The 16986-nt window shown below is 74.4% G+C and carries 16 protein-coding genes and 1 pseudogene; 9 read left to right on the top strand and 8 right to left on the bottom strand.

Going from position 1 to position 16986, the window contains the following annotated elements; genetic code table 11:
* Positions 1-361: 361 nt before the first annotated feature.
* The 5 genes from ACOBQU_RS04035 to ACOBQU_RS04015 all read left to right on the top strand — a co-directional run bounded on the left by ACOBQU_RS04035 (position 362) and on the right by ACOBQU_RS04015 (position 6010).
* A complete protein-coding gene (locus ACOBQU_RS04035) occupies positions 362-958 on the top strand; it encodes a (2Fe-2S)-binding protein (protein ID WP_423624520.1) in 597 nt (198 codons plus the stop codon).
* Positions 955-1947 (top strand): FAD binding domain-containing protein, encoded by a 993-nt coding sequence (locus tag ACOBQU_RS04030; protein WP_423624519.1) that lies wholly within the window; start codon positions 955-957, stop codon positions 1945-1947. Before ACOBQU_RS04035 ends, ACOBQU_RS04030 begins: the two co-directional genes overlap by 4 nt.
* Positions 1944-4085, top strand: a complete 2142-nt coding sequence (locus ACOBQU_RS04025; protein ID WP_423624518.1) for a xanthine dehydrogenase family protein molybdopterin-binding subunit — start codon at positions 1944-1946, stop codon at positions 4083-4085. Before ACOBQU_RS04030 ends, ACOBQU_RS04025 begins: the two co-directional genes overlap by 4 nt.
* A gap of 252 nt (positions 4086-4337) precedes the next feature.
* Positions 4338-4688, top strand: coding sequence for a YciI family protein (locus tag ACOBQU_RS04020; protein WP_423624517.1), 351 nt, complete (start codon positions 4338-4340; stop codon positions 4686-4688).
* Between the two features lie 5 nt (positions 4689-4693).
* Complete coding sequence (locus ACOBQU_RS04015) at positions 4694-6010, top strand: RNA polymerase sigma factor (RefSeq protein WP_423624516.1); 1317 nt, start codon at positions 4694-4696, stop codon at positions 6008-6010.
* On the opposite strand, the gene ACOBQU_RS04010 is transcribed toward ACOBQU_RS04015, so the two are convergent.
* The 7 genes and pseudogenes from ACOBQU_RS04010 to dhaK all read right to left on the bottom strand — a co-directional run bounded on the left by ACOBQU_RS04010 (position 5923) and on the right by dhaK (position 13212).
* Positions 5923-7209, bottom strand: a complete 1287-nt coding sequence (locus tag ACOBQU_RS04010) for an MFS transporter (RefSeq protein ID WP_423624515.1) — start codon at positions 7207-7209, stop codon at positions 5923-5925. The genes ACOBQU_RS04015 and ACOBQU_RS04010 overlap by 88 nt on opposite strands.
* A gap of 95 nt (positions 7210-7304) precedes the next feature.
* Positions 7305-9877: pseudogene (locus ACOBQU_RS04005) on the bottom strand (polysaccharide lyase family 8 super-sandwich domain-containing protein).
* A gap of 98 nt (positions 9878-9975) precedes the next feature.
* Positions 9976-10176: a hypothetical protein gene (locus tag ACOBQU_RS04000; RefSeq protein WP_423624514.1), complete on the bottom strand. Its 201-nt coding sequence runs from the start codon at positions 10174-10176 to the stop codon at positions 9976-9978.
* On the bottom strand, positions 10173-10961 hold the full coding sequence (locus ACOBQU_RS03995) for a fibronectin type III domain-containing protein (RefSeq protein ID WP_423624513.1): 789 nt from the start codon (positions 10959-10961) through the stop codon (positions 10173-10175). Before ACOBQU_RS03995 ends, ACOBQU_RS04000 begins: the two co-directional genes overlap by 4 nt.
* Before the next feature lie 93 nt (positions 10962-11054).
* Complete coding sequence (locus ACOBQU_RS03990; RefSeq protein ID WP_423624512.1) at positions 11055-11480, bottom strand: PTS fructose transporter subunit IIA; 426 nt, start codon at positions 11478-11480, stop codon at positions 11055-11057.
* Positions 11473-12141 (bottom strand): dihydroxyacetone kinase subunit DhaL, encoded by a 669-nt coding sequence (gene dhaL / locus ACOBQU_RS03985; RefSeq protein ID WP_423624511.1) that lies wholly within the window; start codon positions 12139-12141, stop codon positions 11473-11475. The genes ACOBQU_RS03990 and dhaL overlap by 8 nt, the downstream gene beginning before the upstream one ends.
* Positions 12142-12219: 78 nt before the next feature.
* Positions 12220-13212 (bottom strand): dihydroxyacetone kinase subunit DhaK, encoded by a 993-nt coding sequence (gene dhaK / locus ACOBQU_RS03980; RefSeq protein WP_423624510.1) that lies wholly within the window; start codon positions 13210-13212, stop codon positions 12220-12222.
* Positions 13213-13582: 370 nt separating this feature from the next.
* On the opposite strand from dhaK, the gene ACOBQU_RS03975 reads away from it, so the two are divergent.
* Positions 13583-13768: a hypothetical protein gene (locus ACOBQU_RS03975; protein ID WP_423624509.1), complete on the top strand. Its 186-nt coding sequence runs from the start codon at positions 13583-13585 to the stop codon at positions 13766-13768.
* Positions 13769-13989: 221 nt separating this feature from the next.
* The gene (locus ACOBQU_RS03970; RefSeq protein ID WP_423624508.1) at positions 13990-14268 is read left to right on the top strand and encodes a hypothetical protein; all 279 of its coding nucleotides are present in this window, start codon (positions 13990-13992) and stop codon (positions 14266-14268) included.
* A 352-nt stretch (positions 14269-14620) separates the two neighbouring features.
* On the opposite strand, the gene ACOBQU_RS03965 is transcribed toward ACOBQU_RS03970, so the two are convergent.
* Complete coding sequence (locus ACOBQU_RS03965) at positions 14621-14743, bottom strand: hypothetical protein (RefSeq protein ID WP_423624507.1); 123 nt, start codon at positions 14741-14743, stop codon at positions 14621-14623.
* Between the two features lie 505 nt (positions 14744-15248).
* Between ACOBQU_RS03965 and ACOBQU_RS03960 the strand changes: the two genes are divergently transcribed.
* Complete coding sequence (locus tag ACOBQU_RS03960) at positions 15249-15842, top strand: YbhB/YbcL family Raf kinase inhibitor-like protein (protein WP_423624506.1); 594 nt, start codon at positions 15249-15251, stop codon at positions 15840-15842.
* 164 nt (positions 15843-16006) lie between these two features.
* Positions 16007-16936, top strand: coding sequence for an ADP-ribosylglycohydrolase family protein (locus tag ACOBQU_RS03955; RefSeq protein WP_423624505.1), 930 nt, complete (start codon positions 16007-16009; stop codon positions 16934-16936).
* The last annotated feature ends 50 nt before the right edge of the window (positions 16937-16986 follow it).

Below are 16986 nucleotides of genomic sequence, written 5' to 3'. Positions count from 1 at the left end.
CTCCCCGGCCGTCGCGTCCGGCCGTTCCCCGTACCCGGCGCCTGGTCGCGCGCCTTGAGGAGCCGGTGGCCCGAACTCCCTTGCCCATGCGGACAGTTGTCCGGTACGTTCCTGAGTACCGGACAGTTGTCCGCTTAGGGTCACCTTAGCGGTATCCGGCGGGGTGGAGGAGGGGAGCGCCGCAAGTTGCCGCCCCTCGGCCCCGGCAGGACCGGAATGGGCTTTCGGGGCGCGGCTGTTGACCGGGCATCAGCTCCGCGCGCCCGCTGTCCGGGGAGCCCGGCCACCGGGCGCGGCAACCCGGCGGCGCGAGCCCGTCGCCCCGCCCGACGCGCACCACCAACGCGAAAGAAGGCAGAGCATGGCCCCATCGACGTCCAGCGTCATCACTCTGAACGTCAACGGCGAGAAGCACACCCTGCCCGTGGACCACCGCACCACCCTGCTCGACGCGCTGCGCGAGCACCTCGACCTGACCGGCGCCAAGAAGGGCTGCGACCACGGCCAGTGCGGCGCCTGCACGGTGCTGATCGACGGGCGCCGGGCCCTGGCCTGCCTCCAGCTCGCGGTCGCCGCCGAGGGCCGGGCCGTCACCACCATCGAGGGCGTGGCGGACGGCGAGCGGCTGCACCCGGTGCAGCAGGCCTTCCTCGACCTCGACGGCTACCAGTGCGGCTACTGCACGCCCGGGCAGATCTGTTCGGCCATCGCCGTGATCGAGGAGCACGCCAAGGGCTGGCCCAGCGCCGCGACCCCCGACGTGCGGCCCGAGGCCGGGCCACCACCGCTGTCGCCGGAGGAGATACGGGAGCGCATGAGCGGCAACCTGTGCCGGTGCGGGGCGTACGTGTCCATCGTGCGGGCCGTGGAGCGCGCCGCCGAAGAGGGCTCGCACGTCCCCGGTGACGCGGGCAGGACCGCCGCCGCGCAGCCCGTGCGGGAAGGCGGTGCGGCATGAGGGAGTTCGGCTACGAGCGCGCCCACGACGTGTCCGGCGCCGTCGCCCTGCTCGGCGCCGACCCCGACGCCCGCTACCTGGGCGGCGGCACCAACCTCGTCGACCTGATGAAGGCGGGCGTCGAGACCCCCGGCCGCCTCGTCGACGTACGCGACCTGCCCCTGGACCGGATCGAGACAGCCGACGACGGCGGCCTGCGCGTCGGCGCCACGGTCACCAACAGCGACCTCGCCGCCCACCCCGAGGTCCGCCGCCGCTACCCCGCGCTCACCCAGGCCGTCCTCGCGGGCGCCTCCGGGCAGCTGCGCAACATGGCGACGGTCGGCGGCAACCTCCTCCAGCGCACCCGCTGCGGCTACTTCACCGACACCGCCCACGCCTGCAACAAGCGCGTGCCGGGCAGCGGCTGCTCCGCCGTCGCCGGGGAGCACCGCAACCACGCGATCCTCGGCGCCACCGAGCACTGCGTGGCCGTGCACCCCTCCGACATGGGCGTGGCGCTCGCCGCCTTCGACGCGGTCGTCTCGTACGAAACCGCCGACGGGCCCGGCGCGTTGGCCCTCGGCGACTTCTACCGGCCCGTCGGGGACACGCCCCACCTGGAGACCGCGCTGCCGAGCGGCGCGCTCATCACCGGCGTCACGCTGCCCCCGGCCCCGGTCGCCGCCCGCTCCCGCTACCGCAAGGTGCGCGAGCGCGCCTCGTACGCGTTCGCGATCGGCTCGGTCGCCGCGGCGCTCGACGTGCGGGACGGCGCCGTGCACGAGGTGCGCCTCGCCTTCGGCGCGGTGGCGTCCCGGCCCTGGCGGGCGCACGCGGCCGAGCGCGCCCTGACCGGCGCGCCCGCCACCGCCGAGGCCTTCGCCGCCGCCGCGGACGCCGAGCTGGCGGCCGCCCGGACGCTGCCCCAGAACGGATACAAGGTGACCCTGATGCGCAACCTGGTCGTGGCCACGCTGACCGAGCTCGCCGAGGAGGCCGCCCGATGACCACCTCCGCCGGAAAGGTCGCGAGCCCGGAGGCCGTCGGCACGCCGCACCAGCGCGTGGAGGGCCGCGCCAAGGTCACGGGTGCCGCCCGGTACGCGGCGGAGCACCCCTTCACCGACCTCGCCCACGGCGTGATCGTGCTGTCCACCGTGGCCCGCGGCCGCGTCCGCGCGGTGGAGGCCGAGCCCGTCCTCGCGATGCCCGGCGTCCTCACCGTCCTGCACCACGGCAACGCCCCGCGCCTGGAGAGCGACTACCAGAGCGTCGTCGGCCCGCCCGACCCGATCCTCCAGGTCCTCCAGGACGACCGGGTGCCGCACGCGGGCTGGCCCGTGGCGCTGGTCGTGGCCGAGACCCCCGAGCAGGCCCGGCAGGCCGCCGACGCCCTGGTCGTGCGGTACGGCACGGAGCCGCACGACGTCGCGTTCACCGCCGAGCACCCCGGCGCGTACGTCCCCGCGGCGGCCGTGCAGCCGCCCGAGATCATCAAGGGCGACGCGGAGGCCGAACTCGCCGTGTCCGCCGTGGTGGTGGACGCGCTGTACCGCACGCCGGAGGAGCACCACGTCGCGATGGAGCCGCACGCGGCCACCGCGCACTGGGACGGCGGGCGGCTCGACGTCGTCGACTCCAACCAGGGCAGCCGCGCCGTCGCCGACGAACTGGCCAAGCTGTTCTCCCTGGACCCGACGGCCGTGCGGGTCCGCGCCGACCACGTCGGTGGCGCCTTCGGCTCCAAGCTGACCCGCCCCCACCAGGTGTTCGCGGCGATGGCGGCGACGGTCCTCCAGCGCCCGGTCCGCGTGGTGCTGACCCGCCGCCAGACGTTCTCGCTGGTGAGCCACCGCAGCCCCACGGCACAGCGCGTCCGGCTCGGCGCGGACCCCGACGGACGGCTGCGCGTCCTCGACCACCAGTCCCTGAGCCGTACGTCGACGGTGTACGAGTTCGTGGAGACCGCCGCGGGCTTCGGCCGCGTCCTGTACGACGCCGACGCGCACCGCACGGTCAACCGCGTGGTGCCGCTGAACGTGCCCACGCCGGGGTTCGTGCGCGCGCCGGGCGAGGCGCCGGGCTCGTTCGCCCTGGAGTGCGCGCTCGACGAACTCGCCGAGAAGGCGGGCCTCGACCCGATCGCGCTGCGCGTGCGCAACGAGCCGGAGGTGGGACCGGTATCCGGCCTGCCGTTCGGCAGCCGCAACCTGCTCGCCTGCTACGAGGAGGGCGCCCGCAGGTTCGGCTGGGCCGACCGCGACCCGCGCCCCGGCGTCCGCCGCGAGGGGCGCTGGCTGCTCGGCACCGGCATGGCGACGGCGTCGTTCTTCGCCGGTGCCGCGCCCAGCACCGCCAGCGCCACGGCCGAGGCCGACGGCACGTTCACGGTGCGGGTCGGCGCCGCCGACGTCGGCACCGGCGCGCGCACCGCGCTCACCCTGATCGCCGCCGACGGCCTCGACGTGGCGCCGGACCGCGTCCGGGTCCGCATCGCCGACAGCGACTTCGGGCCCGCCTGGCTCGCGGGCGGCTCCATGGGCACCCGCTCATGGGGCTGGGCCGTCAGCCTCGCGGTGCGCGAACTGCGCGAGCGGCTCGCGCTCGGCGTCGACATCCCGCCGGAGGGGATCACCGTGCGCTCCGACAGCACGGAGGCCATCGCCGCCCTGGAGGCGCGCGAACGGCACTCGTACGGGGCGCAGTTCGCCGAGGTGGCCGTGGACGTCGGCACCGGCGAGGTGCGGGTGCGGCGGATGCTCGGCATGTTCGCGGCGGGCCGCATCATCAATCCGCTCACCGCGCGCAGCCAGTTCGTCGGCGGCATGGTGTGGGGCCTGTCCATGGCCCTGCACGAGGAGGCGTCCCGGGACGCGGCGTCCGGCGCGCTGGTCGGCGCCGACCTCGCGGGCTACCACGTCGCCGCCCACGCCGACGTGCCGGTCATCGAGGCGGACTGGGTCGACGACCCGGACGACAACGACCCGGTGGGCATCAAGGGCATCGGCGAGATCGGCATCGTCGGCGCCGCCGCGGCGATCACCAACGCGGTCTGGCACGCGACCGGCGTGCGCCACCGGGAGCTGCCCATCCGGCCCGACCGGATCCTGGACGCGGCGGCGCCCTCCGCCTCCGACGGCGTCTGACGTCGCCTTCACGTCCCACACGGCCGCCGACCGGTATCGCGTACCGGTCGGCGGCCGCGTCGAACGGGGACATGTCGACATGGCGACTCGTACGGCCTGCGCGCGGCCCGGGTTCCAGGAGGGCTGACCCCGGCGGAAAAATTCTCCGGGGCGCTGTCGATTTCGCCGTACCCCGTCCGTCGTGATGGTGTGCGGCGGACGGCCGCACCACGCGTCAGAGCGTGGACACGCCCTCTCGACAGGAGTCGGACCATGAAGTACATGCTGCTGATCAACAGCGGAGCCGTCGACGCGAACGGCGGGGCCGCCGAGTGCGACGTCCAGGACTGGCAGAGCTACGACAAGGAGGTGCGCGAGGCCGGGATCCTGGTCTCCGGCGAGTCCCTGGCCGACCTGGTCACCGCGACGACGGTCCGGGTCGGGGCCGACGGGGAGCGGACCGTCACCGACGGGCCGTTCGCCGAGTCCCGCGAGGTCCTCGGCGGCTTCTACGTGATCGACGTGCCGGACCTCGACGCCGCCCTCGACTGGGCCGCCCGCTGCCCCGGCGCCCGCGGCAGCGGCTCGGTCGTCGTGCGGCCCGTCGCGGACTTCGGGGCCTGAGCACGATGGGCGAGGGAAGCGGCGCCGCCCCCGGGCCCGGCGCGACACCGGCGGGGCCCACCGCGTCCGCGCGGTGCGTGGAGGCGGTCTTCCGCGAGGAGTGGGGACGGCTGCTCGCCTCCCTCGTCCGCCGCTTCGGCGACCTCGACCTGGCCGAGGAGGTCGCGTCCGAGGCCGTCGAGGCGGCCCTGACGCACTGGCCGGTGACCGGCGTACCGGCCAGGCCCGGCGCCTGGCTCCTGACCACGGCCCGCCGCAAGGCCGTGGACCGGCTGCGCAGGGACCAGGCCTACGCCACCCGGCTCGCCGTGCTGCGGGCGGAGGCGGAGCGCGTCGAGGCCAGCACGGCCGCCGTGCCCGCCCCGCCCGCCGACGGCCACGGCGGCCTGCCCGACGAGCGGCTCCAGCTGTTCTTCACCTGCGCGCACCCGGCGCTCGCCGCCGAGACCAGGGGCGCGCTCACCCTGCGGTTCCTGGCCGGTCTGACCACCCCCGAGGTGGCGCGCGCCTACCTCGTGCCGCCCGCGACGATGGCCCAGCGGATCGTGCGGGCCAAGCAGAAGATCCGCCAGGCCAGGATCCCGTTCCGGGTGCCGGACGCCGACGAGTTGCCCGAGCGGCTGCCGGGGGTGCTCCAGGTGCTGTACTCCCTGTTCACCGAGGGGTACGCGGCCAGTTCGGGCCCCGACCTCCAGCGGCCCGACCTCGCCGAGGAGGCCCTGCGGCTCACCCGCGTCCTGCGCAAGCTGCTGCCCGCCGCCCGCGAGGTCACCGGCCTGCTCGCGCTGATGCTCCTGGTGCACGCCCGCCGCGCCGCCCGCACCGGCCCCGACGGCGCCCTGGTGCTCCTCGACGACCAGGACCGCCGCCGCTGGGACCGGGAGCTGATCGCGGAGGGGCTCGCCCTAGTGCCCGCCGCGCTCACCGGCGGCCCGCCGGGCCCCTACGGGGTGCAGGCGGCGATCGCCGCCCTGCACGCCGAGGCCCCGGACCTCGCCGCCACCGACTGGCCCCAGATCGTGGCGCTCTACGACGTCCTCGGCGCCCTCGCGCCGTCCCCGGTCGTCGCCCTCAACCGGGCCGTGGCGGTGGCGATGCGCGACGGGCCGCGGGCGGGCCTCGCCCTGCTCGACGGACTGGCCGACGAGCCCCGGCTGCGCGGCTACGGCCCGTTCGAGGTCGCCCGCGCGGACCTCCTGCACCGGCTCGGCCGGACCGCCGAGGCCGCGGCGGCCTACCGGAGGGCGCTCGACCTGGCCGGGACGGAACCCGAACGGGCCCACCTGCGCGGACGGTTGGCGGCCCTGGACGCCTCCGGGTGAGCGCCGCCGGACGCCCCGCCGCGGCCGCCCCCGCTGTGCTCCGCCAGCAGGAGCAGCAGCGCGGCCACCGTCAGCAGACCGCCGACCAGGAACGTGCCCCGCACCCCCACGAGCGGCAGCAGCAGGCCGCCCGCCAGGGCGCCCGCGGCCACGCCCGCGTTGTAGGCGGCGCCGTTCGCGGCGACGGCCGTCTCCGTGCGGCCCGGCGCGACATGCATGACCTGGCTCTGCGTGGCCATGAACACCGGGCCGAGCGACGCCCCCAGGAGCACGATCATCGCGATCGCCGCGGGCCGTGAGGTGCCCGCCGCGTACAGGCCGAGCAGCGCCACCGCCTGCGTCGTCACCGGCAGCCCCAGCGTCGCGCGCGGAAAGCGGTCCAGGAACCTGCCGTACGCCGCGACGCCCACGATGCCGGTCCCGCCGAGCAGAAGCAGCAGCCCGCTGACGGACGACGCGCTGAACCCGCTCTCGTCCACGAGGAACTCCGAGACGTACGTGTACCCGGCGAAGACACCGGTGACGGTGAGCGCGGTGACGCACAGGACGACCGCGAAGCGGCGGGCGTCCGGCGCCACGCCGCGCGTGCCGTGCCCCTCCTCCGGGCGGGAGCGCGGCAGCGCGGCCGCGATGACGAGGAGCGACGGCACCGCCAGGGCGCCGACCACCAGGAACGGCACCTGCCACCCCGCGTGCTGCCCCAGCCAGGTGCCGCCGGGCACCCCGAGGACCAGCGCCAGCGAACCGCCCACCGACAGCGCGCCGATCACCCGCCCCCGTACCTCCGGAGGGAAGAGCCCCACCGCGACCGGCCCCATCACCGCCCAGAACAGCGCCTGCGCCACGGCGGTCACCAGTCGGCACACCACCAGCACCCCGTACGACGCGACCAGCGCCGACACGACGCTGGCCAGCAGCAGCGCGGCGAGCAGGGCGCACAGGACGAGGCGGCGCGGCACCGACCGGGTCGCGCGGGCGATCGGCACCGAGACGAGCGCCACGGTCAGGCCGTAGCCGGACACCAGCAGCCCCACGGCCGTCAGGGGCCGGTCCAGGTCGCGGGCCATCAGCGGGAGGACGCCGATCGGCAGGTTCTCGGTGGTGTTGAACGCGAACGCGCCCAGCATGAGCGCGCCGACCACGGCCACCCCGCGCCGGTTGTCCCGCCACCCCGCCCGCTTCGCTGTCTCCGTCGTCATCCGCCCTCCGCTTCGCAGACGCGTACGCGCGAGCCGCGCCTTGGCAGTATGGCTGGCGCCTGCGTCAAGTGTCGCGTCGGACAGGAGAGTCGGCGTCAGCGGCGCAGGGTGGCGGTGAGGCTGCGCCCGTACGCGTGGTGGGTGGTGACGTCGACGCGGGTGCCGCCGGGCACCGCCCGCACCCGTACGCCGTCGTCCGCCGTGACCTGCCGCAGGGGGTGGCCGCGCAGCAGTACGGTCACGGTGGCGCGGCCCATGGTCGGGTCGGACACCGCGACGGTGGTGCGGCCGTCGCCGCCGTGGCGCCGGTCTTCCTGGCGTCCGCCTTCGTGCCGTACGAGGACCGACGCGGGCCCGTCGACGCGCAGGCGCCCCACGTCGTGATGTCCGGACGCGAACGTGTTGACGGCCGTCAGGCCGAGGCCCGTGTGCGTCACCGCCTGCGCCCTGGGGGAGTTGGCGAGCACCCGCACCCGCCCGTCGCGGTAGGCCCGCAGGGCGCGCTCGTCCGCGTGCGGTACCACCGCGTAGGCGAAGCGCAGCGGGGCGGCGCCCGGCCGCTGGTCGACGCTCACGCCGAACACCTGCCGCGTCACGGGCGTGTCCGGGTTGGCGGCGCGCACCACGCGGCGGCTGCGGGTGACCTCCTCCAGGGTGACCCGGACCGGCGGGGCGTCGAGGACGTCGAGGACGTCGAGGAATACGTACCCGACGGCGGCGCCCCGCGTGGTGTTGGCGTACCGCAGCCAGCGCAGGTCCCCGACGCCCGTGCCGCTCCAGGGCCGCCCGTCGCGCAGCGCCCCCGTCAGCGACACCCGCTCGCCGGGCGCGGCGATCCGCGCGTCGACGGCCGTGGACACCGCGCGTCCGGCCGCGTCGCCGACCCCGGCGGCGAGCACCACGACCTCCTCGTCGAACAGGAACCACGACTTGGTGGCCGACGCGTTGCGGTACGTCACGAAGTCGTCCGGCAGCACCGCGCGGTCGCGGTGGGCCACATCGCTGGACTGCACCATTCCGGCGGCGCCGTACGCGCCGAGCACGGCCCCGCCGGACCAGGCGTTGGTGCCGCGCGGGAAGTACACATAGGTGTTCTGCGACTCGGAGGACGACGTGAAGCGCAGCGGGTGGCCCGGGTTGTCGTAGTAGGGCTTGCCGTACAGCTCCGGGACCGTGCGCCGGGTCTCGACCGGGGCGGTCACCCCGGCCAGCGCGTACGGCGACACCACGGTGTAGTGGTCGGCGCCGAACTCCCGCGTCTGGTCCTGTCCCGCGAGGTACAGGTACGAGGCCCCGTCGCCCTGGAACCAGGGCATCAGGTTCTCGCCGTTCATGTACTCGTACTTGCTGATCCTCTCCGAGCTGCGCGCGATCGCGAACGCGTAGCCGGGCCTGCGGTGCACGGTCTTGTCCATCGCGTTGAACGCCACGCAGCGCGCCGGGGATTGAGGTCGGCGGGCCGCACGGAGCCGTCGGCGAGGACGTCGGCGTACCGCACCATGCTCACCGGCGACACGAACCGGCCCGGGTCCACCGGCACGCGGGAGGTGCCCGCGACGTGCTTGACGTAGGCGCGCAGCGCGTCGGCGTCCGCGCCGCGCGCGAGGGAGGCCAGGTCGACCGCCGCCTCCACGACGGCGCCCACGTCCGCGTACCCGCCGTCCGTGCGCGACACCGCACGCCCCTTGACGATCTCCATCATCCACCCCTCGAAGATCACCGGGGCGAAGCCGTCGCGCACCCACCGAAGGACGACCGGCACCAGCTCCTCGCCGTGCGCGAACCCCGTGCCGTCGAGGAACCGCAGCGTCTGCACCACGCGCGAGAGCAGCCCCTTGCCGTAGGAGCCGGTGTAGGCGACGGACGCGTGCTGGATGAACGATCCGTCCGCGTAGTACCCGTCGGTGACGCCGTGCCGGAGGCGGTAGGGGTCGATGGTCGCGAACACCGTGAGCTGGTCGGTGAGGGCCTTGCGCACCCGGGCGTCGTCGGCGAGCAGCGCGCCCTGGAGGATCCGGTTGGTGGTGATGTCGGCGAGGTTGGCGCCGGTGTGGAACCGCGAGTCCAGGTCGACGTCCCCGTCGCTGCCGTTGCGCAGGTAGGCGTCCATGGAGGCGACATACGCGCGCACCAGGTCAGGGCGGTGCTCGGCCACCGTGTCGGCGAGCAGCACCAGCGTCTTGCTGATGTGCTGGGAGATCCCGATCTCCCAGTGGAACCAGTTCCCGTAGTAGCCCTTCGACTGGTCCCCGTAGTACCGCTCGTGCAGCCACGCGAGGCCGTCGACGACCCGCCGCTGGACGGCGGCGTCCTGGTCCGGGCCGGTGGCGGGCCGCCCGGGTGTGCGGGTGGCGAGGGCGATCTCGTACAGCTTGCGGAACGCGGTGTTGAGCCGGGTCTCGTCCGTGCCGAGGACGAGCCCGGCGAACAGCTCCCCCGGGCCCGCGGCGTCCATCTCCGCGAGGTTCGCCCGCGCGGTGCGCCCGACGGCGGCCACTCTGGCCGCCGTCTGGGGCCGGGCGTTGGACGCGTCGGTCCCGGCGAACAGCGCCACCACGTTGTCGAGGAGGCGCCGCCGGTCCGCCGCGCCCGCGGGCCCCGCGGGGACCACGGCCAGCAGCCCGGTGGCCGCGAGCACGGAGAGCAGATGTCTGCGGGTGAGGTCCATGTCGTCCTCCGACTTCCTCCGCCGGTGGGTTGCCTGACGGCGGGCGGAGTCAAGCAGAGGGACCGGGCCGGGACAAGGGTCCCGGCGGGCGCGGCGCCTCAGCGGGTGGTGACCGTGCGCTCGGCGGAGTAACCGCCCCAGGTGCCGTCGGGCAGCTTGGCGCGCAGCTTCACGCGGAGCGTGACGCCCGCCTCCTTGCCCACGTAGAAGCTGTGCTTGGACCGGCCCTTGGGCTGCGCGCCGCCGAAGACCAGGGACGTGGCGCTCTTGCCGTCCAGGTAGAGCTGGTACTCCGTCACCGCGCCGCCGGTGCGCGGCGCGCGCCAGGACAGGTCGACGTAGTACGCCCCGTCGGTGAGGCGCGTGTCGGCGCGGAGGTCCGCCGGTGCGGTCGCCCGGCCGGTGTCCTTGCCCGCGGCGGTCCTGACCCGCGCCGCGGGGCTCGCGGGGAGAAGTTGTCGGCCGCGTCGCGCGCCTTGACGGTGAAGGTGTACGTGGTGCTCGGGCGCAGCCCGGTGATCAGCGTGTCCGTGGTGCCCCCGCCGACGCTGTGGATCTTCGAGCCGCCCTGGAATATCTCGTACGAGGCCACGCCGCGGTCGTCCTTGGCGGCGGCCCACGTCAGCGTCGCCGCGTGCCCGCCCTCGGCCTTGACGCGCAGGGTGCGCGGGCGGGTGGGGGCCTTGGAGTCGGCCGTCGTCGCGGCGGGCGTGGTGACGGTGAGCTTCTTGCTGTCGGCGCTGAGGGTGCCGTCGTCGTCGCGGGCGCGGACGGTGAAGGAGTAGGTGGACTTCGGCTTCAGGCCGGTGATGTCCACCATGTGCTGCTCCGCCGGGACGTCCTTGACCTTGACGGCGTCGCGGTAGACCTCGTAGCCGCTGATGTCGGCGGCGCTCACGCCCTTGTTCCACATCACGTGCACGGACGTGGCGCTGCCCGCCTGGACGGTGACGCCGCGCGGGGCGTCGGGCGGCTGCGACCCCTCGCCCTCCGGGGTGTTCCACGCGCAACCGGCCAGCAGGCCGAGGGCGGTGACGCTGACGCAGACGGGCAGCAGGGGGCGCATGTGGGGGGTCCGTCGCACGGCTGTGCCTTCCACTCGACGGGAATGGTCCGGACCAATTTGACAGGGATGGCGGGTTCACATCAAGAGGGTGGAGGTGCTGGCCAGGCGCGGTCACTCCTTCCGGTAGCCGTAGGCCTCCCGCGCCGCCGCCTCCACCGCGGCGATGTCCGCCCCCGCCGACGCCGTCACCGCCGCCGCCACCGCGCCCTCCACGAAGGGGGCGTCCACCAGGCGGGTGCCTTCGGGCAGTTCGTCGCCCTCGGCGATCAGGGCCTTGACGGTGAGGACGGCGCTGCCCAGGTCGGCGAGGACGGCCACGCCCGCGCCCCGGTCGACGCGGTGCGCCGCCGCGGCGATCAGGTCGGCGCTGGTGCCGAGCCCGCCGTCCGCGGTGCCGCCCGCCGCGGCCACCGGCGCCGCGCCGCCGCCCGCGAGACCGGTGGCGAGGGCGGCGACGGACTCGGCGACGGGGCCGCTGTGCGACACCAGGACGATCCCTACGAGCTTGCCGCTGTCACTCTTGCCGCTGTCACTCACTGGAGCCTCCGGACTCACCGGAGCCTCCGGTGCCCTCTGAGTCCCCGGCGGCCTCGTGGCCGGTCTCCGCCGCCGTGTCGGCCAGCGCCTCGAACAGCAGCGCCGACGACGTCGCCCCCGGGTCCTGATGGCCGACGCTGCGCTCGCCCAGATAGCTCGCCCTGCCCTTGCGGGCCTGGAGCGGCGCCGTGGCCAGCGCCCCCTGGTGGGCCGCCTCGCGCGCCGCCGCGAACGACGTGGCCAGCGCGTCCGCCCCCGGCACGAGCGCGTCCAGCATCGTCTTGTCGCCCGGCGCCGCGCCGCCGAGCTGCGCCACCGCGTCGACCCCGGCCCGCAGCGCCGCGGCGAACTCGGCCTCGGTGACCCGCGGCGCGTCGCCGAGCGCCTTGCCGGTGCGGCGCAGCAGCGTCCCGTACAGCGGCCCCGACGCGCCGCCGACCGTGGAGATCAACTGCCGCCCGGCGAGCGTCAGTACGGCCCCCGGGGTGTCCGGCGCCTCCTTCTCCAGGGTGGCGACGACCGCGGTGAAGCCGCGCTGGAGGTTGCTGCCGTGGTCGGCGTCGCCGATCGGCGAGTCCAACTCGGTGAGCCGGTCCGCCTCGCGGTCGACGGCCGCGGCGGCCGTCGTCAGCCAGCGGCGCAGGAAGTCGGCGTCGAGCACTGGTTCTCCTTGCGTGGTGGGATCGCTTACGGGTGTGCGCGGTGTCTTTGGTGTCTTCGGTGGCTGCGGCCGGGCGGGTCACATGCCCCAGCGCAGGCCCGCGGTGCGGACCGGGGCGTCCCAGAGCCGCAGCAGCTCCTCGTCGATCTGGCAGAGCGTCACCGAGGCCCCGGCCATGTCGAGCGAGGTGACGTAGTCGCCGACCAGGGTGCGGGCCACGGACACGCCGCGCTCACGCAGCACCCGGTGCACCTCGGCGGTGAAGCCGTACAGCTCCAGGAGCGGCGTCGCGCCCATGCCGTTGACGAGGACGAGCACCGGGTTGCGCGGGCCCAGGTCCTCCAGGACGGCGTCCACGGCGACGTCCGCGATCTCGCCCGACGTCATCATGGGGCGGCGCTCGCGCCCCGGCTCGCCGTGGATGCCCACGCCCAGCTCCAGCTCCCCGGCGGGCAGGTCGAAGGTCGGCGAGCCCTTGGCGGGCGTGGAGCAGGCGCTGAGCGCCACGCCGAAGCTGCGGGAGCTCTCGTTCACCCGCCGGGCGATGGCCTCGACGCGCTCCAGCGGCATGCCCTCCTCGGCCGCCGCGCCCGCGAGCTTCTCCACGAACAGGGTCGCCCCCGTGCCGCGCCGCCCCGCCGTGTAGAGGCTGTCGGTGACGGCGACATCGTCGTTGACCAGGACCTTGGCGATCTGGATGCCCTCGTCCTCGGCCAGCTCCGCGGCCATGTCGAAGTTCAGTACGTCACCGGTGTAGTTCTTCACGACGAACAGCACGCCCGCGCCGCTGTCCACCGCGGCCGCGGCCCGCACCATCTGGTCGGGCACCGGCGAGGTGAACACCTCGCCGGGACAGGCCGCCGACAGCATGCCCGGCCCCACGAATCCGCCGTGCAGCGGCTCGTGCCCCGACCCGCCGCCGGACACCAGCGCCACCTTTCCCGCCACGGGCGCGTCCGCGCGGGCGATCACCCGGTTCTCGACGTCCACCGTCAGCTCGGGGTGCGCGGCCGCCATCCCCCTGAGCGCGTCCGCCACCACGGTCTCCGCCACGTTGATCAGCATCTTCACGGGTTGCCTCCTGGCGATGTCGACGACGCCCGCGCCACCGGACCACCGGCCTTGCGGCACGATCGGGCGAGGGCCAGCGGGAGTACTGCCACCGGCAGTATTGACCTTGCAGCGACGAAGGTCACGCGCACGGACACCCCGCGTCCACCCGCATGGTCATGACGGGGCAACGGTGGACGGTGACAGGTCTGGCAGGTCTGGCAGGTCTGCGTACGACGCTGGCGGCGCGGGGCGGCGATGAGGAGGCGGCTGCGCCCCTGCAGCACGAGGTCGCGCCACTGCGCGGTTGGTACGCCGCCTCGGGCCTCGGGCAGCCCAGTGGTGCGCTGACACGCCGGACCTCCTCGCACGGCTGGCGTCTCGGACCGCGGTGCTGAAGGCCAGTCCGGAGCGGGCCCCGCTGGCCGAGCAGGCCGGAACGCTGGGGTGGTTCGCCGCCTCGGGCCGGGCGCCCGCTGCGCTGGCCGTCGACGAGGAGGTGGGCCCGCTGGTGCTGGAGGACGAGCCCGGGACGCCTGCGGGGGCCTGCCCCGCCGCTGGGCTGGCGGGGCAGTGAGCGGAACCGCTGGCGGCCCCGCACGCGGTCGCCCCGCCTCCGCTGCCGAGGCGCAGCCTGCGGGGACGGTGCGGGGAGGCGTTCGCCCGGGTCGGCAGGCGCCTGTCCGAGCCCGCCGTCAGCGCACGGACGGACGTCACCGTAGGCAACGGGGCCATCCAGCGGCCGAGCGGCTGCTGGATACGGCAGCGCCAACGGTGCCGCTCCATGGCGACCTGCACTTGGGCAACGCGCTCGACGGCGGGCCGGAGCGCGGGTCATGGCCATCGATCCTCAAGCCTGCGTCGGTGCCCTGCGCTTCGGCGCCGTGGGACGACGTCGTCGCGGGTGCTGGCATGGGTGTCGAGGCCCGTGGTGAGCGTGTGGCGGTGGCGTGCGGGCTTGATGGCGACCGGCTCCATGCCTGGAGCCGGGTGAGCGCGCCGTTCACGGCCAGCGCTCACCTCGGTGGCGGTGGTGAAGGCCCGGTGACCGATGAACCGCTCGCGTTGGCCCGGTGAGCACACGCGGCGATCTCCGCCGCTCGGGCCAGGACGTCACCCGCCGCCCGGCGGGAAGCCGGACGGCCTTCGCTGGAGGAGGCGGCCGCGCGAGTCCGTCCGGCTGGACACGGACGCGGGCTGAGCTGTTTCGATGCCGGGGCAATGACCCTTATAACTTAACGGGAGACGTGCCGCGCGCTGTACTATTCGAAGCGTCGTGGCGGGTGTCATCCGGCTACGACGAAGGGCCCGACTCCGGGTACCAGCCAGAGTCAGACCCTCCGCGCAGTTCACGAGCCCGGTCGCCTATGAACCGACCGGGCTCGCCGCGTGTGCGGCGCCGGTCGCGACCGTCTCATGGGTGGGCGCCCTACTGGACGAACTGCCCCACACATCCGGTGATCGCTACGAGTAAGCCGAGCAGTCCGATCCAGAGCTGCCACTTCTCGGGGCTCGTCCAGAGCGCGCTGGGCTTCCGTTGACGATCATTCATTCACTTGTCACCCCCCTTCGTCGCGCACGAGGCCGCACGGAACCACGCGCCGGGGGGCCCGACGGCGGTCCGTCGCTCCGACGGGGGATGCGGAGCGCGCTCGGAGTATCCCATGGAGGCCCTGGCACAGTGCACCGGAACTGCATGATTGATCTGAGCTGTTCTTGAGCTTGGCAGGTCGGCCGGGTCATCGAGCGGCCTGACCGCCGGACGACGTCGGCTCCTCGCGCCGCTCGGCCCCGGAGCCGGTCGTCGGCGACCCGTCGGAGCGCTCGGCCGCCGTCGACCGGTCGCCCCCGCGATCGCCGCACACGCACCAAGGCGGTCAGGTTGACATTCCCGCGCGCGACGACACTGCAAGCAACGAGAAAAGTGCAGCGTTCCGCTTGATAAGTGACATGACATCAGAACAGCGGCTTCATACGCTGGCTCCGCCGCGCGTATACCACCTTCGCCTTCACGTCACGGACACCCCAGCGACCACCAGCATCCTCGGGAGCCTCCAGTGAGAAGTGCACGCATCGCGCTCTGCGCTCTGCTCATCACCGGGGCCGCGGGCCTCGCGCCGACCACCGCTTCGTCGGCTTCGTCGGCGCCGTCGGCAACCCCGAACGCGTTCGCCCTGTCCAGCTCCGCATTCGCCGACGGCGGCGTCATCCCCAAGGTCCACGAGTGCACCAGCGGCGGTGGGAACGATCCCGCCAAGAGGAACGAATCACCCCCCTTGACCTGGTCGGGCGCACCGGCCGCCGCCAAGAGCTACGCGATCGTCATGCGCGATCTCGACAACGCCAACCTCATCCACTGGGTCATCTACGACATCCCGGTGAGCACGACATCCCTTCCCCAGAACGTCGAGCACAAGTACCAGCCCTCGGTCCCGGCGGGATCCAGGCAGGTCTACTACCGGGGCAGCGCGAGCCTCTACGGCTACCAGGGCCCGTGCTCGCCCTCGACGGTCAACACCTACGAATTCGTCGTCTACGCGCTCAACCAGGCATCGCTGACCAACCTGAACTCCAACTCGTCGACCCGGACCGCCGCGAGGGCGATCACCGCGGCGACGATCGGCTCGGCCAGGATCACCGGCGAGTCATAGCGCCGCCGCGTCGCCCAGTGCGCCGCCCTGCCGTTCCGCTTCCCCACCGACCGCGGCAGGGCGGCGCGGCGCACGGCCACGGCCGGAGTTCGCCGCTGCCCCCACAGGGATGCCGCGGTCCTGGAGCTTGGCTGGGCGTGGGGCGGCACGGATAGCCTGCGCGCATGAAGCGGACCCAGCGGACGCACGGCGCGGTCATCGGCTCCGCGGTGGGCGACGCCCTGGGCGGGCCCTTCGAGTTCGGCCCCCCGGGAGCGTTCTCCGCGCGGTTTCCCGTTCCTGGTGCCGGTGGTGAGATGTGCGGAGGCGGCGGCTGGGACCCGGGGGAGGCCACCGACGACACGCAGATGGCCGTCCTCGTCGCGGAGTCACTGCTGGAGCGGGGCGGGCTTGACCTGCCGGACATCTTCGCCCGCTTCCAGCGGTGGGCGGCGGCGGAACCCAAGGACATCGGCTTGCAGACCGAGGACGTCCTGAGCAGCGGCATGCCCTGGGACCGCGCCGCCGCGGTCCACTTCCAGGTCAACCTGCGGGCCGCGGGAAACGGCTCCTTGATGCGGGCGTCGACGTCCGCCGTCCACTTCGCTGCCGCCGGTCGCGAGGCCACCATGGACGCGGCCCGCCGCATCGCCGCCCTCACCCACGGCGACCGCGCGGCCTGGGAGGGCACCGCGGTCTTCCACGAGCTGATCCGCCTCACGTGCGAGGAACGCGACCCCCTCACCGCGCTTCCGGACATCCTGGACCGGGTGCACCCCGACCACCGGGAGCGCTACGCCACCGTCCTCGCACCCGACTGGCACCCCGATCAGGCGACGGAGTTCAACGGCGCCGTCTGGCCCTGCCTGGGCTCCGCCGTCTGGGCCCTGCGCACCACCAGCGGCTTCGAAGGCGCGCTGCGCGCGGCGATCGACCTCGGCGGTGACACGGACACCGTCGCCGCGGTGACCGGCGGCCTCGCCGGGGCGTACTACGGGCTGGAAGCGATCCCCTCCCGCTGGACCCAGCCGCTCCACGTCCCCCTTCCAGGATTCGACGGCCGGGTCCTGGACCTGGCGGACCTGCTCCACCTGGCGCACCGCCTCGCCAGCTGAAGCGAGACCCGCCCTGAAGCAGGGGCTGTATCGCTGGGCGCCGGTCCTGC

Source organism: Streptomyces sp. G45 (assembly GCF_049542095.1).
In the GTDB taxonomy this organism is placed as follows: Bacteria; Actinomycetota; Actinomycetes; order Streptomycetales; family Streptomycetaceae; genus Streptomyces.
The sequence above is the reverse complement of the archived record's forward strand: the minus strand, read 5'-3'. Positions and strand labels throughout refer to the sequence as shown.